Genomic DNA, 26,107 nt, shown 5'->3' with positions numbered 1-26,107 from the left:
CCTCGATGAGCGGGTGCTCCGACTGTGTCTGAGCGCGTCTATCGGGCGTTGAAACCTTTCAGATGAAAGCTTTCAGGCTATGATGGTGGGGTTGGGTGACGGTGTCAAGGGTCGGTGCCACGGGTCGCTCGACGACCGCGAAACCGACCATGGATCTGGCTGCGACACCTGCCCCCAGGCTGCGGCTGACCACCGGCGAAGGGTCCCACCGTGACGAGTCCGACACCGATAGCGCTGCGCACGGACGGGCGTTCGGCTGCTGCCCCGCAGGCAGCGCCCGGCGAGTCCGCGGCCAGAGCGGACGATCGATTCATCGCACTCGCCTCCGAGCGCCGGCCCCGTCTGTCGTGGATCGTGCCGCTTGAACGCAACGGCCAGCAGCAGACGGCGTTCAGGCTGCGTTTGAGTCTGGGGACATGGGATCCTCGTCGCGACGACGCCGCGTTCGCCTTCGACACTGGCGAGGTCGAGGATCGTGTCCCTTTCGTTGTGCTCGGCATCGATCTCGCAGCGGATTCCCTGTACCTGTGGACTGTTCGAGTTCGCGATGAGGCCGGCGAATGGTCCCGGTGGGCCGATCCGGCGAGCTGCGAAACAGGACCGTGGCACTACGACGACTGGTCTGCGGACTGGATCGCGCATCCCGCGCTGACGGTGCTGCGGCGGAGGGCACTTCTCGAACAGCCGACGCAGTGGGCCCGGCTTCACGTCACTGCTCAGGGACTGGTGAGGGCATCCGTCAATGGCGTCGCCGTCAACGCGGATGCCTCCGACCCGTCACGTACCGACTTGAGCCGGGCACTGTACCGCAGTTATGACGTGACCGACCTACTCGCCGTCGGCGAGAACGCCATCGAGTTCGCGCTTGGGCTGGGGGAGTGGGAGCGCTCCGGCGAGGACCCGCGTCTGCTGGCCGAACTCGTCGCACGTGCCGACGACGGCACGATAATGCGTGCGGGTACCGGCGCGGAGATGGAGGCTGCCGGCGCGCAGGTCACCCGGGAGGATCCCTTCTATCTCGAGCGTCACGAACGGATCGGTGAACCTGCGGTCTTCGGTGCGAGTGAAGCGTTGCGCGTACTCGAGCCTGAGGTAAACCCGGCCTCCTTCGCGACGCCCCCGTCCTCGATCGCGCCAGATCCTTCACCGCCGCTGCACCGCGTCGCTCTCCACGAGGTGACGGAGCTCAGCCGGTCCGCATCCAGTCGGGTGTACGACGTCGGGGTGAACATCGCGGGCCGCACCCGGCTGACAGTGATGTCTCCGGTCCCCGCCGGCACCGTGGTGCGAGTCGTGCACGGCGAACACCTCGATGCGGGCGGCAGGCTCGACACCACCAATCTCACCATGCCGTTCGACCACGGACGGGTACGCCAGGCCGTCGAGTACGTCATCGAGGGGAGGGTGCGCGAGGTTCTCGAACCTTGGTTCGCGTACCACGGATTCCGGTACTTCGAGATCTTCGGGGTTCCAGCCGAGGCCGACGTGACGGTGGAGGCCTGGAGCGTGCACTCCGATCTGGCGAGTGTGAGCGAACTCGAGACCGACGACCCGCAGGTCAACGCCCTCGTCCGGGCGGCACGCCGTACGTTGCTGAACAACGTGCACGGCATCCCGGAGGACTGCCCGACCCGCGAGCAGGCGGGGTGGACGGGGGACACCGCGTCGGTGACCGAGTTCGAGTTCTCGGCCATGGACCTCCAGACCTTCTTCTCCAAATGGCTCGCTGACCTGCGCACGAGCCAGCAAGGTGACGGCAGTATCCCGGCCATCTCGCCCGACATCCGGGTTGACCGGATCAGCCCCGACCCCGTTTGGGGCGCCGCGCTGCAGCGGGTACTCCTCGGTCATTGGCTGCATTACGGTGACGAACGGGTCGTGCGGGAGACACTCCCGGCACTGCGGCGCTGGACCGACTACCAGCTCACCCTCCGCACCGCGGACGGCGTCGTCGGCAACGCTCCGATCAGCTACGGATCGGATTGGCTCGCCCTTGAGCAGACTCCACCGCCGTTGCACCACACGGCCGCGACGGTCGACAGCTTGGAGTCACTCGCGACTCTCGAAGAGGCGGCGGGCAGTCCGGATGCCGCCGCGCAACGACGTGTCCAGGCTGACGGACTGCGCAAAGCGGAGCGTGCGGCGTTCTATGACGAGGAACGCGACGTGTTCGGCAACGGCACCCAGGCGGCCCACGCCGTCGCGGTGGAGTCTGGCGCTCTCACCGGCGCCGAGGCAGAGCGTGCGGCCGGGCGGATCGCCGACGACGTACGTGCTCACAACGATCGTCTGACTTCCGGCTTCGCCACGACGCGTACGACGATCCGGGCACTCGCGCGCGCCGGCCACTCACAGATTGTCTTCGACACCCTTCACCAGCCCGCCGAGCCGGGGATCGGGGCGATGCTCGACCACGGCCCCGGCACATTCTGGGAGTGTTGGTGGATCGATCCGCAGAACACCGGTACCGGGTCGCTCGATCACATCGGCCTCGGTGGACCGTTCGCGGGCTGGGCTTGGCAGTGGCTCGCCGGAGTACGGCCGATCGCCGCCGGCTGGTCACGGTTCGAGGTCGCACCACAGTTCGTCGACGGCGTTGACTCGCTCTCACTGAGGTCGCGGACGGTGCGGGGGACGGTCGAGCTGCGGTACCGGGTCAGCGGACCGGAAACGGTTGTCGAACTCACGGTTCCGGTTGGCTCGGAGGCGGTACTTCGCCTCGCTGGGCGGGACGACGACGTCCTCGGCCCAGGGTGGCACGAACGCACCGTAGCCACCGCGCTGGTCCGTACGACGACGCGTCGTACGGCCCACTCGGTCGAACAACCCTGGCAGCCGCCGTTTCGGCCATCACCTTCCCCGGATGTTGTCGGCGAGCGCGATTGGCTCCGGCGGGCACTGGCCGACAACAACCTCAGGATGGACGGCAACGAAACCGTGGTGGTGCTGCCGGATGGTCTGCGTTGCATGCCGGTGCCCCATGAGCAGCCGCACGGACCGGTGGCGCTCGTCCGTGGTGGCGAACGGGCCACTGCCGAAGCGGGTGCGACGGTGTCGGTACGCGTTCCAGTTGTTGCTTCAGGCCTCGACCGGTCGGACGCGACGTTCGTCTACGCGATACTCGACCTCTGTCTGGAGAATCCGCAGCGGCCACTGGAGATGTTCCTCGTCGTGCGCGGCGCTGACGGCAGCAGGACCGAGGGCGCCGGCACGATCTGGCCCGCCGGCTGGAACCGGGTGAGTGCCGACATCTCGGCCCTGGCCACGCGAACGGCCATCGAGTCGGTCGAGGTCGGCGTCCGCGTTCGCCTGGACTCGTCAGCAGCCGCGCACGACGACGTGCCGCTGGCGTTCCACCTCGGCGAAGTCGGCTGCAGCACCGTCCGCCGAACCTGGTGAATCAGGCCGACGTCGTACTGGCCCTGACTATGAGTTCCGGGGGCAGCAGCAGGTGCTCGTGGCGGTGTGCTTCGGCGTTCGCGGCGTGGTCGAGCACCAGGCGGACGGCTTCCTCGGCCAGCGCTTCCTTCGGCTGGCGGATGGTGGTCAGCGGCACGATCGCGGAGGCCGCGTAGTCGATGTCGTCGTAGCCGACGATGGAGATGTCGCGGGGTACGTCGATGCCGTCGGCGATTACGAGCGACTGCATCAGGCCGAGGGCCAGCAGGTCGTTCGCCGCGAAGACCGCGTCGGGCCGGGAGTCGGCGGCCAGCGCGGCCAGTTGGTCGCCGATCGCTCTGCCGTCGGCGATGGTCTGGTCGACGGTGTCGAGGTGGGTGAGGCTCGCGCCGTCGGTCTCCGCGACGGCGCGGAGGGCACCTTTCCACCGGTCGTCGACCTGATGGAGCGGACCGCCGAGGAAGGCGATCCGCCGGCGCCCGGCGTCCAGCAGGTGACGGAGCGCGAGATACCCGCCGGCGTTGCCGTCGAGTGCCACGGAGCAGAAGTCGCCCTCGTTGGCGTGGATGTCGAAGAGCACGACCGGCATCCCGCGCCGGATGACGCGTTCGATCCTCTCGGTCTGCCCACCCAGCGGCGCGATGATCATGCCCTGGACGCGCTGCTCCTCGAAGAGGTCGATGTAGCGGTCCTCGCGTCCGTCCAGCTGATCGCTGCTGCCGAAGATCACCGTGTGCCCGAGGGCCTCCGCCGCGGTCTCGCAGGCGTGCGCCAGACCTCCGAAGAACGGGTTGGCCACGTTCAGCACGATCATGCCGAGCGTCGTACCGCCGCCCATCTTGAGCTGCCGGGCGAGGTTGTTTCGCACGAAGCCGAGTTCGTCCATCGTGGCGAGCACCCGCTTCAGCGTGGCGGTCGAGACCAGTTCGGGCCGGTTGAGGACGTGCGAAACGGTACCGACCGACACCATCGCGTGAGCGGCCACCTCACGAATCCCGACTGGCCCTGCCATCTGTTTCCCCTCACGCCTCGTGCGCCCCACAGAGTCCATGATAGTTCCGCGACAGAGTGGACGCCCTGAGGCTTCACCTCTATTGGCTGCGGTACGGCGTGGGTGCCCGGGCGGCGCACGGTCATCACCTGAGGTCCCAGATCTTGCCGATGCGCAGGGCGTCGCGGTGAGTCAGGTTGTACGGGCCCAGCTCGGTTCGCCAGCAACGTCACGGCCGCGTAGGCCATCCTGGCGCTGGCCCGCCGTCCTCGGCGAGATCACCGAGGATCGAGCCCTTCTCCCGCTTGACGGTGTCAGTCCCCACAACAGGCTGATCTCGAACGGGGACATCAATAACACGCCGAAGTGTTGCGCGGGCCCCGAATTCGTGCGCAGTCGATGATGCGTGGGCACGGTCGGTGTCGTCCTGCACGGCGATGAGCAGTTGTAAGACCCGAACCTGATCGCGGGCGTCCGCGAGCAGGGTGCGGTTGGGTAAGTAGCGATGATGGCGTACGGCGAATCGTCCTGCAAAAGAACGATCTCTACATCGCTGTTGCGGGTGGTGAACACCCTGGTGATGGCAACGGGGAACGGCGACGTGAGTTCGCATCGATGCAGCTGGTCGGACCGACACGCAGGCACGTGCGTTCCATCTGCACACGGAGTCAGTGCTGGTCGTGGTGCTCGCAGTCCGTCTGAAAGTTCGTACTGGAACCCGAGGACCGGGCGCGGCGATAGTGACCGGCCTGCACCGCGGTGTCAGCGGAGACTGCGCAGGCTGGTGCGGATTTCGTCGACCATGATCTCGGGTTGTTCCAGGGCCGCGAAGTGCCCACCTTTGTCGGCCTCGCTGTAGTGGATCAGATTGCTGTAGGTGTCTTCGATCCAGCTTCGTGGCAGGCGGGGGATGTCCTTCGGGAAGACGGTCACCGCGACCGGAAGCGTCAGCTTCGGGCCAGCAAAGGTGCCCGACTTGTTTTCCCAGTAGATGCGGGCGGACGACGCTGCGCTGTTGGTGAACCAATAGAGGGATATCGCGTCGAGCATGTCGTCCGTACTGAGAGCGTCCTCGGCGAGCCCGTGATTGTCGGTCTTGGACTGGAACTTCTCGTAGATCCAGGCTGCCTGACCGGCGGGAGAGTCTGCCAAGGCGTAACCGACAGTCTCTGGCTTCGCGCCGTGCAGGTGGTTCGACCCACCAAGGTTGCCGGTGTAGAGGGCGAGGGTTTCCACGGCATAGCGCTGTTCGGGCGACAACGTGTCGGGGATCTGTGCGGGAAAGGCGTACTGCGTGTTCAGATGAATTCCGAGAAGCCCCTCAGGCTGCATGGCCCCGAGGGCCGTAGTGACGACGGCGCCCCAGTCGCCGCCCTGCGCGGCCCATCTCGTGTAGCCGAGACGCTTCATCAGCTCCACCCACGCGCCGGCGATGCGCGACACGGCCCACCCGGTCTCCGTGGGCTTCTGGGAGAACCCGAAGCCGGGGAGCGACGGTACGACGACATCGAATGAATCGGCGGCGTTTCCGCCGTACGAAACCGGATCGGTCAGCGGACCGATCAGCTTGAGGAACTCGACGATCGAGCCCGGCCATCCGTGCGTGAGTATCAGCGGCATCGCGTCGGGATTCTTTGACCTGACGTGGATGAAGTGGATGTCCAACCCATCGATCTCAGTCAGGAACTGGGGGAAGCGATTGAGCTCGGACTCGAAGCGGCGCCAGTCGTAGCCGTGCTCCCAGTAGCCGACCAGAGATCTGGCGTTCTCCACCCGAACCCCTTGCGACCAGTCGCCCACCGTTTCCGGATCCGGCCATCGAGTTCTGGCCAGTCGCTGCCTCAAGTCGTCGATCTCCGCATCCGAGATCGAGACGGTGAACGGGCGGACGAGAGTCGAGGCCGGCGTCGTCGGTGCGGTCATTGCCTTCTCCTGAACGTTGAAGCACAGCGCAAATCTCCATTGCACACTAGTGTGCAATCTACTTCGTTGCACACAGATGTGCAATGATGATGCCGTGGCCACCGAGTCCTCCCGTGTGCGCTCGATGAACGAGACGCGCGATCGCATCCTCGATGTCGCCCTCGATGTATTGGGAGAGAACCCCGACGCCGGAATGGGTGACATCGCCTCGGCGGCCGGCGTCGTCCGGCGCACGGTCTACGGCCACTTCCCGTCGCGCCTCGACCTGATTCGCACCCTCACGGAACGGGCCGTCGCCGAGATGAGATCAGTGCTCACCGAAGTCAACGCCACCGACGCAGAAGCGGACGCGACTTGGGTCGAGTTCATCGCCCGTGTCTGGCCGGTGGCAAACCGGTACCGAGTGCTGTTGGCGCTGCGCCGTGGCGAGTACGGCGAGGCGATCCACAGCCTGCTCGGACCACTCGACGAACTCCTCGCCGATCTCGTGGAACGGGGCCAGGATAGTGACGTATTCGCACAGCACCTGCCGGCAGGCATTCTGAGTCAAATTGCCTATGGCGTCGTGTTCGCCATCGCGGACAGCGACAGCGACCTGTCGAACGGCGCCCGAGCGGCGACGATCACGAGCCTGTTGATGCTGGGAGTTCCCGAGACGCGAGCAATCGTTCTCGTGGGCGAGTAGTCCTGACCTGCGGCCGCGATCCCTTCGCCGTCGCCGGCTCGTCACTTCACTTGTCGCGGTGAGGTGAACTGAACCCCACCGACAAGCAGAGCCGAAGACACGGCTAACCACCAATCCCGTTCTCCGCGGGCACCCGGCTGCCTTGCACGCGACGTCTGGGACAAGACCACCGGTGACCGGTGGTTCGACGCCGCGATCGCCTACCGGACCGAGGGCTGTAACGGTGCCACAGGGGTCTTCTCCGCCCATAGATCCCTACCGGGTGAGGCTGAGCAGCCCGCCGGTCTGCGGTTATCCGACTACGTCGAAGAACACGGTCGCTACGAACGAACCCGCTACTGCCCGCCAAGCACCTTCTGGAACGCCGCCTCCACAAACGCAGGCCCTGCCGTCCTCATCGAACTCGCAGCAGCAGCTGAAATCCGTGGACGGTTTGAACGCGCCGCTCACCTCTACCGTCCGGCCGTCGACCACGGCGCCCTCGAGGATCTGGCGCGGCTGCACGAACAGAACGGCGACCCAACTGGCGCCGAACGCTCGCCCGCGCAGCCGCCGACCACGGCGCCTCTGGCGCGCTGTGGGAGCTGGTGCGGCTGTGTCGCCTACGACGTACTCCTCCAGCGCACGCCGCCCTCCTGGCTGGCGATGCTGGATCGCGGTGCGACGACCATCTGGGAGGAATGGGACGTCGTCGACGACGAGGGGAACCCGCACGCGTCCCTCAATCACTACAGCAAGGGCGCCGCGACTCGACTTGCTCCGGCGCTGCTTGCGGCGGTGGACGTCGAGGAGATGCTCGAATAGCTCGGCACAGCCCGTCTGCTGACAAGAAGGGTCGGGTCGGTGAGCTCGTATTCGACGCGAGGTGGCACGGTCGGACAGACGGTGTCGACGCTGTGAATGCATGCGGACACAATGGGCCGAGTGACAACGTGGTGGTCGGTGGTGCCAGGCGCGGCAGGAGGCGTCCTGTTGTTGTGGATGGCGTTGATTGTGGCGCTGGGCGTCCGGCGGATACCTGAGACATGCTGACAGATTTCCTGCCCGCGTTGCTGGTCGCCTCTGTGGCCGCGTTCGGTCTCGCCGTGTTGTCAGCTGTCGCCGGATTCGGCGGTGGAGTCCTGCTGCTGCCGGTATTCACAGCGCTGTTCGGCCTGCGGGTAGCGGTGCCGATGCTGACGCTGACCCAACTGTCCAGCAACGGTTCCCGGGCCTGGCTGAATCGACACGACCTCCGCTGGCCGCTGATCGGCTGGTTCTCCCTCGGCGCGGTGCCTTGCGCCGTCGCCGGCGGATTTCTGCTCGCGCACGCACCACTCACCCCCTTGAAGCGACTGCTCGGTGTGTTCATGATCGGCGTGGTGCTTTGGCGACATCTCAAGCCGCATCCGCGCAAACCCACTGATCCCGTATTCGCCGCGGTCGGCGCAGCGTCTGGCCTCGGCTCAGCACTGCTCGGATCCGTCGGCCCGCTGACCGCGCCGTTCTTCCTGGCCTACGGCCTCACCCGAGCTGCCTACGTCGGCACCGAAGCCGTCAGCGCGCTGACCATGCACCTCACCAAGATCGCGACGTACGGCGCCGGCGATCTGCTCACCCGCCAGGTCCTGCTGTACGGCGTTGCGCTCACCCCCGCCACCCTGCTCGGCGCCTGGACCGGCAAGAAGATCGTCGGCCGCATCAGCGACCGCCTCTTCGTCCTACTCGTCGAACTCGGCCTACTCGCCGCCGGCGCCCTCTTCCTCATCGGCCTCTGACGTATCCGGCTGACGCACGCGCAATCGCGGGCGTTTGTCCGGCGGCGTCGGATGGGTACCGGTTGGCTCGACTCGTCGGACAGTGAGCGAGCGGTGTGCTGCTGTCTGACGGAGGTCTGGAAGATGACGATGGTTGGGGGTTCCGCCCAGGAGCGAACTACCGCGCCGGCCACGGAGGTCAGGTTGGAGAGCGGCGCCGGGCTGATGCGCGTCGTGATCGACGGATCGTTTTCCGAGGCGGCTTCGGCGATGGCGCAAGAGTTGCTGTTGGACGCTTGCGACAGGGCGACTGCTGGTGTGGTGCTGGCTGTCGAGGCGACTGTCGCTGCGGCCGATCACGACGTACTGCACCACCTGGTGGATGTGGCTCAGCGACGTTGCTGGGCGGCTAGTTGCCGGTTAGAGGTGACGGCTGCCGATCCTGGCGTCTGTGAATTTCTGGCCGCGGCGGGTATCTGGCCGGCAAACCGACAAACGGAAGGTGACGAAGGCGCATGACTGAAGGCAAGGACTCGGCCACGACTGTCGCGGAGCTCGTTGACCGGGCGAGGATCTGTATGTTGACGACGATGACGCCGGACGGTCAGCACGTGGCGCGCCCGATGGCCGTCCAGGAGGTTGAGTTCGACGGTGACCTCTGGTTCTTCGCGTACGCCGAATCGGACAAGGTCGGCGAGATCGGGGCGAATCCACAGGTCAACGTGTCCTTCTCGAACCCGAAGCAGAGCGAGTGGACCTCGATAGCGGGCACCGTCGAGATCGTGATCGACCCGGCGAAGGCCGAGGAACTGTGGTCGACGCCCTTGAAGGCCTGGTTCCCCGACGGGCCGAAGTCGCCCGGCATGGTTCTGCTCAAGGTGCACGCCGATACCGCGGAGTACTGGTCCGGCCCGAGCAGCAAGGTCGTCAGGCTGCTCGGTGCGGCCCGTGCGGCGATCGCCCGCGATCCCGACGAGTTCCCGGCCGAGAACGAGACCGTCGACCTGTCGGGATCGTGATTCGCGTGATCAGGCCCCTGAGTGCGCGGACGTGTGTTCGTTGGCTCGGTGGGTCTCGAGTCTCGCTACGGCGATGGCAAGCGTCTGGGACGCATTGTTGATGGCTTCGGCCAGGGCGAGCGTCGCGTGTACACCTGCCATCTCGATCGATGCGGTGTTGGGATGGCCGTCGAGGGTTGGCAGTGCGGCAGTTGCCAGGAGATCGGCAGCCGCGTCCGCATGGAAGTTCATGGCGACTCCCGTCGAGGGGTGGCTGGTGTCCAGTGAATGGGGCCGACCCGAAGGGGCGGCTCAGGACTGCGCGATGCTGTCGATGACCGGTCCGTCGCCGCGGCGGCCGATTCGGTCTGCGCAGAGCGTGTTACGCGGGCCATGTGGCCCTTCGCGTGTCGTAGGCCGTGCGAGCCACGGGGTCGCGGAGTACGGCGTAGGCGGCCAGAATCTCCTGGAAATGTTGATTATCGCGCAGCGGCGGCTCGCTGGTGTTCTCACCTGTCTGGTCGATTTCCTGGTGCTGCGCGTCGGGATGGTGGCGACGGGCCAGTGCTCGGAATGCTTGGTCGAGCTGGTGCGCATCGGCGTCCGCGGCTACTCCGAGAACCTTGTAGAGATCGCTTTGCCCCGGCGATTTCATGACTCGTCCCGGAGAGCGTCGCGGTCAGATCGGGAACCGGTAGGTGAATCGGTTGGTTTCAGCCGAGCCGAGAATGCTGGAGGGGTCAGTGGGACGGGGCGATGTGGCGGTCTGCTGGATGCGGGTCGCAAGCGACCACATCGCCGGCCCCTCGTTCGTTCATTCGCGTGGGTCGTGTCTGGGTGCATCACCCCCTTCACGTCAGAGTCCGCGTATAGCCGACTGAGTCGGGTCACCTCGGAGGGCCACGCTGCCTGGCCTCGGCGTCTCGCAGCGGGCGGCGAGTGAGGGACCGACTGGGTGCCGGCGCCGGTGGCCGCGACGGCCCAGGTTTGGGCTCCGGTCGTCGCGGCCGGGTCGGCGGTGAGGGCGGTGAGTCGTCCCAGGACGTAGCGATCAGGTCGTCGAACTCGGCACGCAGCATCTCGGGGTCGTCACAGACGACGTCCCAGAACGTGTCGAGCTGATCGACTGCGCCTGGAGTCATCGTTGTCTCGGTCATCGGCACTCACCAACTCATCGCGCGCCTCGCCGATCGCACTGTGCTGCTCGCGGATCCCGGCGGATCCGCAGGTACCAGCACGCCAGTACGACGGCCTGTCAGGCGTCGATCTGCTTGTGTTCTGCGTCGGCGTTCGTGATGGCGATCTTGCGCGGCTTGGCCTGTTCGGCGATCGGGATGCGGAGCGTCAGCACGCCGCCGTCGTACGAAGCCTCGATCCGGTCCGGGTCCAGGGTGTCGCCGAGGAGCACCTGTCGGGAGAATACGCCGAGCGGCCGCTCTGACACCTGCATCTCGACGTCTTCGCCGACCTCCGGTGGACGCCGTTCGGCCTTCACTGTCAGGACGTTGCGCTCGACGTCCAGGTCGATCGCGTCCGCCGCGATGCCTGGCAGGTCGAACGCGACCACGTACTGATCACCGTCGCGGTAGGCGTCCATCGGCATCGGATTCGGCCGCGACCAGGTGCCCCGACTATTGGTGCCCCCGAAGAATTGCTGGGTCAGACGGTCCAGCTCACGGAACGGATCGGTTCGGATCAACATCTTGGTCTGCACCTCCTGTGGGTCCTTGCAGATGAACCTGTTTCGCGTTCTGTGTGGTGCTCAGCACCACTTCCGATATAGCATGTCATCGAAACGATGACAAGAGGTGTTGCCAAGATTCCGTTGACAATCTCGCGGGCCTGGAGGACTGGTGCCGCAACGCCGAGAAGAACAGCCAACGACTGTGCCGCCGCAGCCCGACGCGTCATCAGCGAGGGATCTCTTGATGCTGCTGGAGAGCGCCGTCGCTCGTCTCGAGGCGGCGGGCCCGGCATTGTCTCCGGGCGGGCACGAGGGGACCGTTGACGAGGTGGCGATCGGAGCCGATCGGCTTCTGGTCGCCTTGACCGAGGTCCGCCGGTTGCGGGCTTGTCTTGCGCGGTGGGAACCAGCTTTGATCGCGGCTGCGCGCGACCGGGGTGTGACCTGGACCGACCTGGCTCCCGCCCTCGGAGTGTCCAGCCGGCAGGCCGCCGAATCACGCTATCTGCGGATGCAACGCGACTTTTCCGGAGCCCGGACCACAACGCGTGATCAGCGGATGCGCGCCACACGCGACCAGCGATCGGGCGACCGCGCGGTAGCAGGATGGGCAAGAGACAACGCCGCTGAGCTACGCAGCCTGGCCGGTCAGATCGCGGCGCTGCCCGACGGCGAGGCCACAGGTGGTAGGGACGGCGCTATTGAACGCTCTTCACTTGTCTCCAGAGTGACTGATGCCCTGGGCAACAATGACGCTGCCGAACTCGTTGCGCCGCTGCTCGAGGCCGGCTCCGTGCTCAGAGCGACGTACCCGTCGTTGGCCGGCCAGGTCTCGGCGTTGGCGGCCGCGGCTGACCAGGTCCGCGCGGCTGACCTGGACCGCCGAACCACCGGATTGGCCTGACAGTCGAGCGCGCTGCTCTGACATGTTCGTTAAGCCGAAACATACCTGTCGGTACGAGCGTTAACTCGTTACGCTCCTGACACGCCACGACAACACCGTCTCCTTAGCTTTCTGGTCAGCAATCTCAAATGCCCAGTGAGTTGCCCAGTGAGGAGAAGGCATGGCGCAGACCAGACGTCAGTTCTTGCAGCAGGTCGGGATCACCGGTGGGGCCGGGGTCCTGTACTCCACGATGTCGGCGCTCGGCCTGACGGGTGTCGCCGAGACTCCCGCGTACGCCGCTCCGTCACAGTCTGACCTGACCGGCCGCGGTGCCAAGCACGTCGTCATCCTCGGCGCCGGGATCGCCGGGCTGACCTCGGCGTACGAGCTCCTGAAGGCCGGTTACAAGGTCACGTTGCTGGAGGCCCGTAATCGTCCGGGCGGCCGCAACTGGACCGTCCGTGGTGGAACGGTCGAGACCGATCTGGCCGGCAATACCCAGCGTGCGACGTTCTCGCCCGGCCAGTACATGAATGCGGGGCCGGCGCGGCTGCCGCAGCACCACGTGACGCTCGAGTACTGCCGCGAGCTGGGCGTCGCGATCGAGCCGTTCGTCAACCAGAACGCCGATGCGTACCTGTACCGCGAGGGCTCAACTGCCCTCTCGAACAAGGCGATCCGGCATCGCACCGCCAAGGCGGACGTGTACGGCTACGTCGCCGAGTTGCTCGCTACGGCCGCCGACCAGGGTGCGCTCGACGGCCGGCTGACGGCGGCCGACAAGGAAGCGCTGATCGGCTTCCTCGGCAGCTTCGGCTCGATCGGGAACAAGGCGGCGGGTTTCGCCTACACCGGGACCGACGGCCGCCGCGGCTACACGGTCGAGCCGGGTGCCGGGTTGGAGGGCGGTACGACGGCCGCGCCGTACGCGCTGAGCGACGTGTTCGCCAGCGGCGTCGGGAACTACTTCTCGTTCGAGTTCGGCTGGGACCAGGCGATGATGATGTTCCAGCCGGTCGGCGGCATGGATCGGATCCCGTACGCGTTCGAGCGCGCGATCGGCAAGGACAAGATCCGGTACGGCGCGGAGGTGACCGGGCTGAAGAACACCGGTTCCGGCGTCGAGGTCACGTACACGAACGGGACGCGGACCCGGATGCTCACCGCGGACTACGCCATCTGCACCCTGCCGCCGCACCTGGCCGCGAAGGTGCCGTCCAACCTGCCGGCGCCGATCATCGAGGCACTCAAGTACGCCCGACCGACGAACGCCGGCAAGATCGGCATCGAGTACGGCCGCCGCTGGTGGGAGGAAGACCACAAGATCTACGGCGGCATCACCAACAGCAGCCTCGACACGGTCAACACCTGGTACCCGTCGTACAACTTCCACGGCGAGCGCGGGACCGTGATCGGCTACTACAACACCGGTGCGAACGCGAACGCGTACGGCACTCTGACGCCGGCGGCGCGACTGGAACGCGCGCTGATGCAAGGCGCCGAGATGCACGGTGACGTGTACACCAAGGACGTGAAGGCGGCGTTCTCGGTGAACTGGCTGGGCACCAAGTACTCCGAGGCGTCCTGGGTCAGCTGGCCGTCCCAGACCGACGGGATCTACGCCCGGCTGCTCGATGCCACCGGCAACATCTACTTCGCCGGGGACCATTTGTCCCACGTCATCGCCTGGCAGCACGGCGCGATCACTTCGGCGAGGGCGACGGTTTCTGCGCTGCACGACCGGGTGGTGGCGAGCCGATGAGAACACGTCTGCTCGCTGGGGCGGTGGCGTTGGTGGTGTCGTTCACGGCGGGTGCCGGTACTGCGGCCGGCTGGTGGGACAAGCCCAGGCCGCCGAAGCCGGGGACCGTCGTGCCGGCGTTGCCTGCCGGCCAGTCGAACCCGATGATCGCGACCGGCGTCGGGATCGGGGCGAACACGCCGGTCTACAAGACGAGCGGGATCGGGCCTTCGGCTCTCAACACCGGCGCCCCGGCCGGCTCCGAGGCGTCGTACGTAGACACCGCGATCTTCCCCGGCGCTGCGTTGCCCTCCGGGGTGACGATCACCGAGGCCCAAGGCATCAACGTGCTCCGGCGTATCGGGGAGAACCTCGCGGCTGTTGGACTGTCCTACTCCGACGTCCACACGATGCGGGTCTTCCTGCAGAATCCCGCCGGTGCGGCGACGGCCGACTTCGCAGGCTGGAATCGCGCGTACCGGCAGTACTTCGCGAACACCGATCTCACTACCGGTGCCTATGTCCCGGTTCCGCTCGGTACGGCGCCACCCGCCAAGCCGTTCGTGATCAACAAGTCGCGGCCGTCTCGCTTCGCACTGGAAATCGAGAACCTGCCCGTCTCCGGGTGGCTCGTCGAGGTGGAGGTCGACGCGGCCTACCCGCAACACTGAGCGGTGAGGAGCTGGACATGAGGGGCCCGCACAGACGGGCAACGCCGTCGCGAACGTGACGCGGTTCTTCCGTACTCACCCGGACCAGGCGCTCGCCACCAGACCGATCCCAGACGACAGACCCCGGACCGGCCGCCGCCACCGCGGCCGGTCCCGGTCGACTGCTGTCGACGGGTGGACTCAACGGAGCCGTCCCGACCGCCGAGCCTTTCGGTATCGATCGATGATCTGTCCCGAGCTGGTCCAGGCAACTACCCGGCCGGTGGCCAGGTCTCGACGTCGGCTGTGGTGAGGTCGTTGCGGTGGCGTACGAATCGGTCCCCGCGGACCTCCACAACGCCCGCGCGTTGCCGGCCGGCCGGTGGTGGCTGTGTCGGCATCAGGCGCCAGACTCCGCCATCAGACCCGGGCGTTGCCGGTTCGGTGGCACGGCCATCGCGACCTCCCCGGAGAACCTCTGTCCCAGTTCCACCAGGATTGATGGAACGCGCAGTTCCCGATCGCACAGCGAGGTGCTACTGGCCTCGTGCCCGTAGGTGCTGTGCCGCGGAATTGACCTGTCGCCTTCCTGGTCTCGAGGGAGACTGAGAGTCTGGAGTGGTGCCTGACGAAGAGATGCCGTCTGACTTGGTGAACGATCTGCTGCACCATGAGGGTGCGGCGGGGGCAGGGGAGTACAACAGCTACGATCGATGGTCGGCGTCCCTGCGGCCGTCGACCGCCGGGTAGGAGATGGCGATCCGCTCACGGCACCGCTGTGCGAAAGCCGTGCCGTGCATGGCGTCGAGGGTCGCCGTTGAGGTAACGACGAGTCCTTGATGTACTCCGACGCCGCCACGCAGTGGTCGGCCGCCAGGTAGACCGTGCGCGGCCGCCCCGAACCGGCCGGTGGCCACGCACTCGCGCACCACATTGGTGATGTCGGAGCCCACGACTCAGCCACGGTGACGAGCTGCGCGGCCCCGTCCAGAATCGGCGGGGAGACCTTGGCTATGCCGAGTTTGGTAGGCGATCTGGCGAGCGGTGCGGCCGGCCCCGTCGAGCGCGGTGGCAGTGGCTTTACCTAGTGCGTGTGGCCGGTGTTGGTTCTGGTTCGGGGCCCGCTGCGGACGGGGATTCCTCTCGCTCACCTTCGTCTTCCCGATGGCTTTGATCGCCCTACCTTCCGGCAACCGTGCTCCTCGGCCGCGGGGAATGGCTGCGGGGCGTCGCCGAGGGCCACGACGTGGTCCCGGCCGCCGCTAGTCGCCTGCGTCGGTCGCACTCGCGGCCCGAACCACCAAACCCCGCGAGTCAACCGAACTCGGGGCGGTTCGGGTGATCTGTGCCTCGACGATTTGAGTGCTCGACACCCTCGCCGCTTCGGTAGAGAGGCTCAACTGAAACCATCTGGGCCATCTCGGGAAGGCGCAATCGCCGTAGGCAAAGCCGAGATGCAGGTCCCACTCGAGGATCTCGCTGCGGTCGGCGACTCGGTGGCCTCGACGATCGGCGCCGCTGGGCGAACACCATACGAGGTCTCCTCGAGATCCGTCTGGTCCCAGCTCCGGATCGGCTTCAGCGATGTCTCGAGTCCGATCCGCCGGAGCTGACATCTCACCGTTGGCCTTGCGCGTCGGTGTACTCCGCTGCGATTACGTCGCCTCCGCCGCTCTTCCAGGTCCGGACTGCGTTCTTCCAGGCTGAGACCGGCTGCCGGCCGAAGAAGATCTCGGTCGAGAGGTCCGACAGTGGCTTTGCCAGGGTGGCGCCCTTCGACGAGTCGGTCGCCGAGTACAGCCCCGAGGTGGGATCCGGCGTGATCAGCTTGAGTGCGGCGGTCTGGTAGTCGAAGCGCGCCTTCACCGAGGCCGGCTCACCGGGTTGGTAGAGCGCGACGGGGGAGCTGGCGAGGTATTCGAACGGGACGAGTGCCTGGTTCGATCCCTGGTTGTTGAGGATGGGGTCGGTTCCCTTGAGGGCGTAGGTCTGTCCTGCGACGCCGTACGTGCGTTCGAGGTATTCGCGGGATCCGAAGGGGGCGCACAGCCAGTCGAGCAGGTGCAACAGCCGCTCGACCCGGCTGTCGTCCTTCTGCTTGGCGATGGCGGCGAACGCGTCGACCGGCTTGCTCCGCTGGTGGCTGCCCTTGCCCCCGTCGCGGCCCGGCGGGATCATCCCGGCGAGTTCGAAACCGTCGACCTCGGCCCCCCAGGTGGCGAACTTGCTCCAGCCGCCGTAGCTGGCCAGCACCATCGAGCTGGTGCCGCGGAGGAACCACTCGTTCCGCTGGGTGTTGGCCGAGGCGGCGGCGTCGGGATGGAAGATCCCTCTCTTCACCAGGTCCCGCATGTCCGTCAGCGCCTGCTCGTACTCCGGCATCTCGTAGGCGCTCTTGAACGTCTCGCCCTCGACGATCCAGGTGCCGGGAACCCGGTTCATTCCGAGGATGAACGCGAAGAACCCGATGACGTCACCGGAGGCCCACCGCGCGTGACGCTCGTCGGTTAGCAGCTCCGCGGTCTCCACGAACTCGGCGTAGTTGGCCGGCGTCGTGGTGCCGCCGGCCTTCTCGATCAGATCGCCTCTGACATAGAGCACGTTGCCGACCAGTGAGCGGGGAACGGGAACGCCCCAGATCGCGTTGCCGAAGACCGTCTCCTGCCAGGCGGGGGTCGGTAGTCCGGCGAGGTTCGGATACTTTTTCACCGCGTCTCCGGCGAGATGCCCGGTCAGATCGCTGAAGGTCGCACGGAGCATTGCCGGCATCTGTTGCTGTGGTGCTCGCACCGTGACGATGTCCGGGATGGATCCGCCGGCGATCGTCGTCGCGAAGCGGTTCGGATAGTCGGCGAACGGTGTGTAGGTAATGTCGACCTGGGCGCCGATGCGCGCATTGATCTGTTGCCAGATAGCGTTCTCGCTCAGCCGGGGAGCGACCGGATCGAAGCTGTAAGTCAGCACCGACACCTTCTCCGCCTGCAGCACGGGCTCGGGGTAGAGCACTGTGGGCTTCGCCGGGTACTGGAAGTATCCCGACAGGGCGCCCTGGCGAGTGTCACCGGCCAGGTTGGGTGGGACGACTCGATTGTCGGCGTACGTCGGAAGTGCGACCGACGACACGCTTCCGCCCGACCCTGCCCCGGACGAGTTCGACGAACAGCTGCCGAGGGCGGTCGAGCCGGCGCCGGCGAGCCCTGCCGCCCCCGCGAGTCGCAGGAACCGGCGGCGATCGAATGTGGTTGTCATGAGTGTCCTTTCATCGGATACGGGGCGGTCGCACCGCATCAACCCTTGACTGCGCCGATCATGAGCCCCTTGGCGAAGTGCTTTTGTAGGAAGGGATAGAGCAGGAGGATCGGGAACATCGAGAGCACCAGGATCGCCATCTGGATCGACAGCTGAGGCGGCATCACGTCGGCGCCGGTCGCCGCTACGTCGGTGCCGATCGGTGTCTCGTTCACGATGAACGTTCGCAGGACAAGCTGCATGGGCCACTTGTCGGTCGAGTTCATGTACAGCAACGCGGAGAAGAACGAGTTCCAGTAGCTGACCGCGTAGAACAGGCCGATGACCGCGATCACGGCCCGCGCGAGCGGCAGCATAATATTCCCGAGGATCCGCAGTTCCCCGGCGCCGTCGATTCGTGCGCTCTCGACCAGTTCCTGGGGAATCTCGAGGAAGAACGAGCGCATCACGATCACGTTGAACGCGTTGATCAGGACCGGCAGGATCAGCGACGCGTAGGAGTCGAGCAGCCCCAGCTGCTTGACGAGCAGGTACATCGGGATCATGCCCGGGTTGAACAGCAACGTGAACAGGGTCAGGAGCAGCATCGGCTTGTGCCCGAGGCTTCCCGGCCTGCTCAGCGAATAAGCCAGTCCGACGGTGGCGGCCAGGCTGAGCGATGTCCCGACCACGGTGATACCGATACTCACCGCCATCGCCTTGGTGACCACACCGCCGGCCAGCACTGCCTGGTACGCGGCGAGGGAGACGTGCGACGGAATCAGCACGAAGCCGCCGGAGTCGGTGATGCCCTCCTGCGTCGAGATGCTCGTCGAGATGATGGCGACGAAGGGCACGACGACAGCAGCGCAGGCCACGACCAGGATGATCGCGCGGGCGGCGACGGCTAACGGATTCGGTCTGCCCATCCAGACGGGCATGACGTTCGTCATTTGGAGTACACGCCTCTTTCACCGAAGACGTGGGCGAGCCGGTTGGCGCCCAGCACCAGGGCGACACCGACCAGGCCCTTGACCAGGCCGACGGCAGCAGCCTGACCCCAGTTCCCGCCGAGGATCCCGTTGTTGTACACGTATGTGTCGAGTACGTCGCTCGCAGGAACGCCGACGGAAGCCTGCTGAAGGATGATCTGTTCGAAGCCCACCGTCAGTGCGTCGCCGAGCCGCAGGATCAGCAGCAGAACGATGACGCCGCGAATGGCAGGCAGCGTGACATGCCACATCCGGCGTACGGCAGACGCGCCGTCGATCGCGGCCGCCTCGTAGAGGAGCGGATCAACCCGGGAGAGCGCCGCCAAGAAGATGATCGTTCCCCATCCCGTGTCCTTCCAGATCACCTGGGACGTGATCAGGACCTTGAACAGCTCGGGGACGCCGATGATGGAGAACGTGCCGACGCCGATCGACCTCAGATGGGTGTTGAGCATGCCCGTGCTCCCTAGCATCTGCTGGAACAACGCGACGACGATCACCCAGGACAGGAAGTGCGGCAGGTAGAGGATCGACTGTGCGACGCGTTTCACCCGCTCGCCGAGCATCGAGTTGAGCGCCACCGCCAGGACGATCGGCACCGGAAACACGAAGACCACCTGGATCAGGGTGATGATGAGCGTGTTCGCCAGCGCATTCACGAATGCCGGATCGCCACTGGTCACGATCGTGAAATTACTCACTCCCACCCAGGGGCTCCGGGTGATTCCGAGGAATGGCTGGTAATCCTGAAAAGCGATGATATTTCCCAGCAGCGGAACGTAGTGGAAGAGAAGCACGGCGCCGACGCCTGGAAGGCCGAGCAGGAGCAGGATCCGGTCCCTGCGCCACCGCGAGCGAAAGCTCATCCGGTTCAGCGATCGCCCGCCCGGATCTGCCCGTTCCCGCCCGGCCGATGCCCGCTCGCGGCGATTCGTCACGACAGTCATTCACCGCACCGCCCATGGTCTCGATGGAGGCCGCTTCCGCCTCCGCTCGTGGCGAAGGTAGCAAAGATGTAAGGTTGCATCAAGGGTGTCGCGGTACCTAGAGTGAGGACTCGGAGTCGGCAGAAGACCCCCGGAGTGGAGATCAGCGTGCGAACGATGCGAACAGATGTCACGGTCGTGGGCGGCGGCACCTCGGGTATGACGGCGGCGATCGCGGCCGCTCAGGAAGGCGCAAAGGTCGTCCTCGTCGAGCTCGACGACTCGATCGGAGGCGTCGGTATCCGGGCCGGCGTGCATTTCTACTATTTCGGCTCGCCGGCTGGGCTCCAAATGGAGATAGACCGGGCGGCCCGCGCGGTGCCCGGCATACTCAACCGGGCCCACGGATATCATCCGGCGTCGAAACTCGAGGTGGTTTCCGCGCTCCTTGAGCGGCATTCGGTCACGATCCTGACCTCGGCCGTCGTGGCCGATGTGGTGCTCGACTCGGGGCGCGTGATTGCCGTCGTCGTCGAGACCGACGAAGAGACCGTTCGAATCGACTCCTCGGTGACTGTCGACTGCACGGGGGACGGTGACGTCGCAGCGCTGGCCGGGGCCCAGTTCGAACTCGGCCGCGCCTGGGACGGTGCGACGAACACGTTCTCGCTCGTCCCACGATTCGTGGACGACAAGGGCTACCTGAGTTTCTCGAACTTCGATTCCGGGTGGGTCGACCCGACGGACCCGGGCGATATCTCGCGGGCGTACCGTCTCGGTCGCCGGACCGCCTGGCGCGGGCGCAACCCGACCGACACGCATTACCTGACCCTTGGACCGCGCATCGGCATCCGGGAGGGCCGTCGGATCGTCGGCGACTACGTGCTCACGCAAGCGGACCTGGTGGCCGACCGCCACTTCCCTGACGTCGTCATGCGCTGCGTCTCGCACCACGACACGCATGCCCGGGACCTCGCCAACGAGAGCGACACAACGCAGATCTGGATCGCGATTCTCGGGCTGCGCATGCTCCGGTTCGGCTGCGGCATCCCGTACCGATGTCTGCTGCCGCGGGGAATCGAGGGTCTGCTGGTCGGTTGCCGCGCACTCTCTCAGGACCAGGACAGCGGGGCCGCCTTCAGGATGCAACGCGACATGCACAAGCTCGGTGAGGTGGCCGGCGTCGCCGCCGCGCACGCGGTCGCCGAGGGGGTCCCACCTCGCCGGCTCGATGTCAGCAAGCTGCAGGAACGGCTTGTCGATCGCGGTGTGCTGGATCGCGACGAGCTGGAACATATCGCTCGCCCGTGGACCTTCGCGGGCTCTTTGCGGTCGGCGACGGCGCCGCCCGAGGTCGGCGTACTCGTGGATCTGCTCGGCACACCCGACGAGTCGATCGCCAGCTGGTGGTTGTTGCAGTACGGCGATGCAGGCATCGGCAGGCTGCGCGGATTTCTCAACGATCCAGAAACGACATCCCGAAGCGCCGCGGCGCTGTGCCTCGGTCTACTGGGCGACCGTTCGGCCGTCCCGCACCTCGTCGAGATCGTCGTACGCGGGGATGAAGATAGGCCGGGACCCGAGCTCGGGATGGCAGAGCCGCGGTGGATCGCCGCTCTGATCGTACTGCGAATGCTTGGCGAAGCTGCCGTGGCAGACCCTGCCATCAGGCGGCTCGCGAGCGAGCGGAGCAGTCCAGCAGTCTTGTACCTGCTCCACTACCTCATCGCGGTTGCCGACGAGCTGACCGAAAGACAGCACAACGACATCGACGGAGCGATCGCAACCATGATCCGGGATCCGCAGACCGGAGAAGACTTCACCGTGCAGGGGTCGGGCGAGGCCGGACCCACCCACACCGCGGGCAGTTCGATGAGATGGGGCGTCGAACTCACCGCCTCGTACCTTCTCGACCTGATCGGAATCGACGGCTCACCGATTCGCGCGCGGTACGAGCAGGACGAACGCGCTTACGTTCGCCGGTACGGTCGTATCCTTCGCGATCGGTTGCAGGCAACGAAGGGCCTCGCGGCGTGACGGACCTGTATCTCAACGTGGCCGGGTACGAGGTCGTAGTGGCAGGCGGTGGTCTCGCCGGCATCGCGGCCGCCCTGCACGCCGCCGGCGAAGGCTCGCGTGTTCTCGTGGTGGATCCCACCGGGACATTGGGCCGTGAGGTTGTCCGGGCCCGAGCGATGTTCGTGGACCTGGTCGCTCTCGCCGTTGACTCACGCGCGGCCCGCCTGATCCTGGATGGTCTGTACCGAGGCTCGGCGTGGTTCGACGGGGTCTTCGATCCGATGTACGCGGCGCTGGTCTTCGACAACCTGCTCGCCGAGGCGGGCGTCGACGTCCTCTTCCACGTCTGGCCGGTTCGCGCCCTCCACCATGACGGCCGCATCGAAGGGATTCAGGTTGCCAGCAGAAACGGTTATCTGACCATCCGAGCCACTCACGTCGTCGACACATCGCGACGAGCGCGCATCGCCGGTCAACTGATGCAGCGGGTGAACCTCGCGGAACACCGGGGGTCGCAGCGCTTCGTGTTCCATGCCGATGGCGCGCCATGGTCGGACTGGCGGTTCGCTGGAGACCGCCCTGCGATCTCACACGACTTCGGCGTTCGCGCGGATATGCGGTTGTCTGCCGAGGTGCGGCCTACCTACCGACCAGGCGAATGGCGGGTGTCGATCGACTACACAGTTCCCGCGGCGGCGGAACGACCGGGGCCACTTCGCGCCGACGACCTCGGCGCACTCATGAGAGAGCTGAGCCCGCTGAGCTCACTGAAGCTCATCCATACAGCCGAGGAGCCTGTCGAGATTCCCGCGTTCCGTCTGTGTCCAGACGACTGCTCAGTTGCCGGCCTCGCCTGGGCGGGCCTGTGGTCCGAACCCAACCCTGTACCGCTGGAGGACCACTCGATCGCCGCGTCCCTGCTGCGACAGGGCTGCCGGGCCGCGATCGACGTCCTGGCGCCGTGAGACGTCGCATGGTGACACTGAAGGAAATCGCCGAGCGCGCAGGTGTCTCGGTGTCGCTCGTGTCGGCTGTGATCAACGACAGTCCCTATGTGCGGATGAGTGACACAACGAGACAACGCGTCCTCGGTCTCATCGAGGAACACGGATATGTTCCGAATCACTCGGCCCGAAGCCTCAGGTACGCGCGGACCAACGTCCTTGCCGTCATCATCCCGCACATCAGCGACCCGATCTTCGAAGGACTTCTCGACGGGGTGTACGCCGGTGCCGAGAAGCACGGCTACATCGTCATGCTGGGGGACGCGGTGCAGCTGGTTTCCGGCAGCAAATTGCTCGATCGCATCATCGGCCATGGCCAAGTCGACGGCACACTGATCAGGCACTCGTCGACCCTGAGCGGCGAGGTGCTGAGTCAACTCGCCAAGCGCCGGGCACCGGTCGTTCTGATGGATGTGTCAGACAACAAGGACCTGCCGTGGATCGGGCTCGACGAGCGGAGCGGCACTGCCCTGGCCGCGCGGCACCTGCTGTCGCTCGGCCATCACCGGATCGGCTTCCTCGGCGGCGAGCGCAACTACCCGGGAACGCTACGCCGCCTCGAGGGTGTGAGGCAGGAACTCGACAAGGTTGGACTGCCTCTCGACGAGAAATGCATCTACTACGGAAGCCAGGAGCCCAGGGCCGCGTACGCCACTATGACGCGCTTCCTCGCATCGGGTGACCTGCCGACCGGAGTGATCATCAACAACGTGACCAGCGCGACCGGAGCGCTGGCGGCCATCGCCGATGCGGGCCTGCGCGTTCCGGAGGATCTGTCGATCGTTGCCTATCTCGACTATCGAGCTGCCGCTCTAGTTCGCCCAGCGATCACCGCGGTGGACCAGCCCCTGTTCGAACTCGGATATCAGGGCGTCGAGTTGTTCGAGCGGCTGCGCCGTGGCGAGCCGTGCGAGTCGTACACGATCACCAGCCCGGCCCCGGGACTGATCACGCGAAGCACAACGAAGCGAATCGGCCCGAGCCTGCTCGACTGAAAGCTAAGGATCCGGCCACATCAGAGCTGCACCTTGCCGACGCGGATACCACCGGCGACCGGATCGGAGTCGATGAAGAACACGTGGTCGCCGGTCGGGGAAAAGACCGGGTGCAGGTGGCGCGGATGCGCGGCTCCCTGCGTGATCCCTGTCGCGATCACGGCGGGTGCGTTGGCGCCGGACATCTCAACGAGCTCGAGCCAGTATGCGTCGCCGTCGCGAGCGTCGCACACCGCGAGAGTGCCGTCGCGGCTCACGTCCGTGTGCAGATAGCGACCGCCCGCGATCGGCATGCAAGGTTGTTCCGTCGGGCCTTGAGCGGTCGAAGACCTGCGTCCCGGTCGGGGCGAGTACGGGGTGGCGGCCCCAGACCTCGTCGGTGGTGCTGCCGCCCTGATGCGCGAAGATGACCCAGTCCGGGTCGTACAGCACGTAGTGGGCGTGATCGGTGATGAACGGAGTCGTGGCGAGCGTGGTCGCGACGCTTGTACCGAGGTCGACCTCGACGATCTTGCTGTAGTACTCCCCAGGTACGCCGGGCACCGCCGGCCCCGTGACGTGGGCGAATGCGACCTTTCCGCCATCCGGGTGGATGCTCGTAAGCCCGGGGAGGTTCGTCCCCGTGCCCGGATAGATGAGCTCGGACGTTGCAGGCACACCTCTGGTGAGTGCAGCACCGGCATCAACCTTGTACACCTTGTCGAGGTGGACAAAGGTCGCGATACCGCTCTCGAGATGGACGTCCCAATAGATGAAGCGGTGACGGCTCTGCGGCGCCGCCGGGTCGGCCGACACGCTGAACAGGAGCGTCGAGTTCGTACCGTCGACCGCGTGCGCCCAGACCTCGACGAGCTGCTCGGCGGGCTCGAGGTGGGCGATCGTGACGTACTCCCCGCCCGCGAGGAAGCCGTTCGCATGCGGGTAGGTGAGGAACCAACGCTGGGTGAAGTCGCCGAACCACGTAACAGCAAGTCGGCGCCTGCTCGCAGTGCGGACGGGCGCCGCGGCTGACGCGGGTGTGGGGGCAAGAACAGCGACCGTCAATCCAGCTGCTCCGCCGAGTAACAGACGGCGGCTGATGGGACCTCGCTGCTCGTTTGGCCGTTCTTGGCCGGTCATCGGGCGCTCCTCTCTGCTGATCAGTGATGTAACCTTACATCCAGAGGAATCTGGACAAGAGATGAAGTGAGGCGACGTTGACCGAGATGGTGATTTCCTCCGGCCCGGGGATGCGGGCGCTGGTGCTCGAGGAGTTTGACCGGATGGTGCTGAGCGATCGGCCGGTGCCGGAACCGGGACCGGAGGAGGTCTTGGTCCGAGTGCTCGCCACGGGGATCTGCGGATCGGATGTGCACGGCTTCACGGGAGAGACCGGACGGCGCATCCCGGGTCAGGTGATGGGCCACGAGACTGTCGGCGTGATCGCCTCGCTCTGTGCCGAAGCGGCCGGCCTGTCGGTGGGAGACGTGGTGGTCCTCAATCCCACGCTCGCCTGCGGGTCGTGTCCACGCTGCCGGCAGGGGAGGACCAACATCTGCGCTACGCGCAAGGTGATCGGTGTCGATCCGGCAATCTCCAGCGCCTTTGCGGACTACTTCGCAGCACCGGCGGACAACCTCGTACCCTTCCACGGCGAGCAGTTGCACGGCGCTCTGGTCGAGCCGTTGGCCGTTGGGTTCCATGCGGCTAGGCGGGGTGAGGTCTCCGACGGCGACCACGTGCTGGTCCTCGGTGGCGGCCCGATCGGACAGGCGGCGGCGCTGGCGTCACACCGGCTCGGAGCGGCTACCGTGACGGTCAGTGAGCCGGTGCCCGCTCGACGTTCGCTGCTGACCGAGCTCGGGTTTCGAGTTCTGGATCCCGCTGCCGACGACATTGCAGCCGCGATGCATGCGGTGACCGGCACGGCCGGCTCCGACGTAGTCATCGACGCCGTCGGATCGGGCGTCACCGTGCGCACTGCGGTCTCGGCGACCGCTGTCGGCGGTCGATGCGTTCTGGTCGGCATGGCCGCACCCCGACTCGAGCTGGATGCCTTCGCGGTGTCCACGGCGGACAGGTCGATCATCGGAGCCTTCTGCTATTCGACTGACGAGTTCTCGAGCACAGCTCGCTGGGCAGAGGAGAACCCGCAGTTGCTGGGCAAGCTGATCTCCGAGCTTGTCAGCCCGGTACGGGCACCGAAGCTCTTCACGACGCTCGCAAGCGGTGACGGTCCGCCGGGCAAAGTCCTGGTCGATTTCAGCTGAC

26 protein-coding genes are annotated in these 26,107 nt (G+C 66.1%); 13 read left to right on the top strand and 13 right to left on the bottom strand.

Translation table 11 applies throughout. The features are described 5' to 3' along the window. The first annotated feature begins 210 nt into the window (after positions 1-210). Positions 211-3,399: a family 78 glycoside hydrolase catalytic domain gene (locus ACQPYH_RS27785; RefSeq protein ID WP_432876992.1), complete on the top strand. Its 3,189-nt coding sequence runs from the start codon at positions 211-213 to the stop codon at positions 3,397-3,399. Position 3,400: 1 nt separating this feature from the next. On the opposite strand, the gene ACQPYH_RS27780 is transcribed toward ACQPYH_RS27785, so the two are convergent. Both ACQPYH_RS27780 and ACQPYH_RS27775 read right to left on the bottom strand, forming a co-directional pair. Then, positions 3,401-4,411 (bottom strand): LacI family DNA-binding transcriptional regulator, encoded by a 1,011-nt coding sequence (locus tag ACQPYH_RS27780; protein ID WP_432876991.1) that lies wholly within the window; start codon positions 4,409-4,411, stop codon positions 3,401-3,403. Between the two features lie 741 nt (positions 4,412-5,152). Continuing rightward, positions 5,153-6,313, bottom strand: a complete 1,161-nt coding sequence (locus ACQPYH_RS27775) for an epoxide hydrolase family protein (RefSeq protein ID WP_432876990.1) — start codon at positions 6,311-6,313, stop codon at positions 5,153-5,155. Between the two features lie 94 nt (positions 6,314-6,407). Here ACQPYH_RS27775 and ACQPYH_RS27770 point away from each other — a divergent pair, with 94 nt between their 5' ends. The 5 genes from ACQPYH_RS27770 to ACQPYH_RS27750 all read left to right on the top strand — a co-directional run bounded on the left by ACQPYH_RS27770 (position 6,408) and on the right by ACQPYH_RS27750 (position 9,753). Beyond that, a complete protein-coding gene (locus ACQPYH_RS27770) occupies positions 6,408-6,998 on the top strand; it encodes a TetR/AcrR family transcriptional regulator (protein WP_432876987.1) in 591 nt (196 codons plus the stop codon). 645 nt (positions 6,999-7,643) lie between these two features. Next, a complete protein-coding gene (locus tag ACQPYH_RS27765; protein ID WP_432876985.1) occupies positions 7,644-7,802 on the top strand; it encodes a hypothetical protein in 159 nt (52 codons plus the stop codon). 221 nt (positions 7,803-8,023) lie between these two features. Further along, the gene (locus ACQPYH_RS27760) at positions 8,024-8,755 is read left to right on the top strand and encodes a sulfite exporter TauE/SafE family protein (protein ID WP_432876984.1); all 732 of its coding nucleotides are present in this window, start codon (positions 8,024-8,026) and stop codon (positions 8,753-8,755) included. A gap of 123 nt (positions 8,756-8,878) precedes the next feature. Next, on the top strand, positions 8,879-9,253 hold the full coding sequence (locus tag ACQPYH_RS27755; protein ID WP_432876982.1) for a hypothetical protein: 375 nt from the start codon (positions 8,879-8,881) through the stop codon (positions 9,251-9,253). After that, positions 9,250-9,753, top strand: coding sequence for a pyridoxamine 5'-phosphate oxidase family protein (locus tag ACQPYH_RS27750; RefSeq protein WP_432876981.1), 504 nt, complete (start codon positions 9,250-9,252; stop codon positions 9,751-9,753). The genes ACQPYH_RS27755 and ACQPYH_RS27750 overlap by 4 nt, the downstream gene beginning before the upstream one ends. Before the next feature lie 9 nt (positions 9,754-9,762). On the opposite strand, the gene ACQPYH_RS27745 is transcribed toward ACQPYH_RS27750, so the two are convergent. The 4 genes from ACQPYH_RS27745 to ACQPYH_RS27730 all read right to left on the bottom strand — a co-directional run bounded on the left by ACQPYH_RS27745 (position 9,763) and on the right by ACQPYH_RS27730 (position 11,434). Next, complete coding sequence (locus ACQPYH_RS27745) at positions 9,763-9,984, bottom strand: hypothetical protein (protein WP_432876980.1); 222 nt, start codon at positions 9,982-9,984, stop codon at positions 9,763-9,765. Between the two features lie 130 nt (positions 9,985-10,114). Continuing rightward, positions 10,115-10,387 (bottom strand): J domain-containing protein, encoded by a 273-nt coding sequence (locus ACQPYH_RS27740; protein ID WP_432876977.1) that lies wholly within the window; start codon positions 10,385-10,387, stop codon positions 10,115-10,117. 232 nt (positions 10,388-10,619) lie between these two features. Further along, positions 10,620-10,889, bottom strand: coding sequence for a hypothetical protein (locus ACQPYH_RS27735; RefSeq protein WP_432876975.1), 270 nt, complete (start codon positions 10,887-10,889; stop codon positions 10,620-10,622). A gap of 98 nt (positions 10,890-10,987) precedes the next feature. Further along, complete coding sequence (locus ACQPYH_RS27730) at positions 10,988-11,434, bottom strand: Hsp20/alpha crystallin family protein (protein ID WP_432876972.1); 447 nt, start codon at positions 11,432-11,434, stop codon at positions 10,988-10,990. Positions 11,435-11,660: 226 nt separating this feature from the next. Here ACQPYH_RS27730 and ACQPYH_RS27725 point away from each other — a divergent pair, with 226 nt between their 5' ends. From ACQPYH_RS27725 to ACQPYH_RS27715, 3 genes are all read left to right on the top strand, one after another. Further along, positions 11,661-12,320, top strand: a complete 660-nt coding sequence (locus ACQPYH_RS27725; RefSeq protein WP_432876969.1) for a hypothetical protein — start codon at positions 11,661-11,663, stop codon at positions 12,318-12,320. Positions 12,321-12,480: 160 nt separating this feature from the next. Next, a complete protein-coding gene (locus tag ACQPYH_RS27720; RefSeq protein WP_432876967.1) occupies positions 12,481-14,064 on the top strand; it encodes a flavin monoamine oxidase family protein in 1,584 nt (527 codons plus the stop codon). After that, entirely contained in the window at positions 14,061-14,714 is a 654-nt protein-coding gene (locus ACQPYH_RS27715) for a Rid family hydrolase (protein WP_432876964.1), read from the top strand. The genes ACQPYH_RS27720 and ACQPYH_RS27715 overlap by 4 nt, the downstream gene beginning before the upstream one ends. Before the next feature lie 251 nt (positions 14,715-14,965). On the opposite strand, the gene ACQPYH_RS27710 is transcribed toward ACQPYH_RS27715, so the two are convergent. The 5 genes from ACQPYH_RS27710 to ACQPYH_RS27690 form a co-directional block, all read right to left on the bottom strand. Continuing rightward, positions 14,966-15,094 carry a hypothetical protein gene (locus ACQPYH_RS27710; RefSeq protein ID WP_432876961.1) on the bottom strand — a complete coding sequence of 43 codons (129 nt, stop codon included), beginning with the start codon at positions 15,092-15,094 and terminating at the stop codon, positions 14,966-14,968. Positions 15,095-15,397: 303 nt separating this feature from the next. Further along, on the bottom strand, positions 15,398-15,646 hold the full coding sequence (locus tag ACQPYH_RS27705; RefSeq protein WP_432876959.1) for a hypothetical protein: 249 nt from the start codon (positions 15,644-15,646) through the stop codon (positions 15,398-15,400). 664 nt (positions 15,647-16,310) lie between these two features. Next, on the bottom strand, positions 16,311-17,942 hold the full coding sequence (locus ACQPYH_RS27700) for an extracellular solute-binding protein (RefSeq protein ID WP_432876957.1): 1,632 nt from the start codon (positions 17,940-17,942) through the stop codon (positions 16,311-16,313). A gap of 38 nt (positions 17,943-17,980) precedes the next feature. Next, positions 17,981-18,874 carry a carbohydrate ABC transporter permease gene (locus ACQPYH_RS27695; protein WP_432876955.1) on the bottom strand — a complete coding sequence of 298 codons (894 nt, stop codon included), beginning with the start codon at positions 18,872-18,874 and terminating at the stop codon, positions 17,981-17,983. Next, positions 18,871-19,596, bottom strand: a complete 726-nt coding sequence (locus ACQPYH_RS27690) for an ABC transporter permease subunit (RefSeq protein ID WP_432876954.1) — start codon at positions 19,594-19,596, stop codon at positions 18,871-18,873. Before ACQPYH_RS27690 ends, ACQPYH_RS27695 begins: the two co-directional genes overlap by 4 nt. 420 nt (positions 19,597-20,016) lie before the next feature. Between ACQPYH_RS27690 and ACQPYH_RS27685 the strand changes: the two genes are divergently transcribed. Genes ACQPYH_RS27685 through ACQPYH_RS27675 form a run of 3 tightly spaced genes read left to right on the top strand, consistent with a single transcriptional unit; the run spans position 20,017 to position 23,857 of the window. Further along, a complete protein-coding gene (locus ACQPYH_RS27685) occupies positions 20,017-21,876 on the top strand; it encodes an FAD-dependent oxidoreductase (protein ID WP_432876951.1) in 1,860 nt (619 codons plus the stop codon). Beyond that, on the top strand, positions 21,873-22,823 hold the full coding sequence (locus tag ACQPYH_RS27680; protein WP_432876949.1) for an FAD-dependent oxidoreductase: 951 nt from the start codon (positions 21,873-21,875) through the stop codon (positions 22,821-22,823). The genes ACQPYH_RS27685 and ACQPYH_RS27680 overlap by 4 nt, the downstream gene beginning before the upstream one ends. An 8-nt stretch (positions 22,824-22,831) precedes the next feature. After that, a complete protein-coding gene (locus tag ACQPYH_RS27675; RefSeq protein WP_432876947.1) occupies positions 22,832-23,857 on the top strand; it encodes a LacI family DNA-binding transcriptional regulator in 1,026 nt (341 codons plus the stop codon). A gap of 20 nt (positions 23,858-23,877) precedes the next feature. On the opposite strand, the gene ACQPYH_RS27670 is transcribed toward ACQPYH_RS27675, so the two are convergent. After that, entirely contained in the window at positions 23,878-24,018 is a 141-nt protein-coding gene (locus ACQPYH_RS27670) for a hypothetical protein (protein ID WP_432876945.1), read from the bottom strand. A 25-nt stretch (positions 24,019-24,043) separates the two neighbouring features. After that, a complete protein-coding gene (locus tag ACQPYH_RS27665; RefSeq protein WP_432876940.1) occupies positions 24,044-24,901 on the bottom strand; it encodes a hypothetical protein in 858 nt (285 codons plus the stop codon). 161 nt (positions 24,902-25,062) lie between these two features. On the opposite strand from ACQPYH_RS27665, the gene ACQPYH_RS27660 reads away from it, so the two are divergent. Continuing rightward, a complete protein-coding gene (locus ACQPYH_RS27660; protein WP_432876938.1) occupies positions 25,063-26,106 on the top strand; it encodes a zinc-dependent alcohol dehydrogenase in 1,044 nt (347 codons plus the stop codon). The last annotated feature ends 1 nt before the right edge of the window (position 26,107 follow it).

Source organism: Kribbella sp. CA-245084, assembly GCF_050942355.1.
Taxonomy (GTDB): Bacteria; Actinomycetota; Actinomycetes; order Propionibacteriales; family Kribbellaceae; genus Kribbella.
Note: the sequence above shows the minus strand (reverse complement) of the source record. Positions and strands in the feature narration are given on the sequence as shown.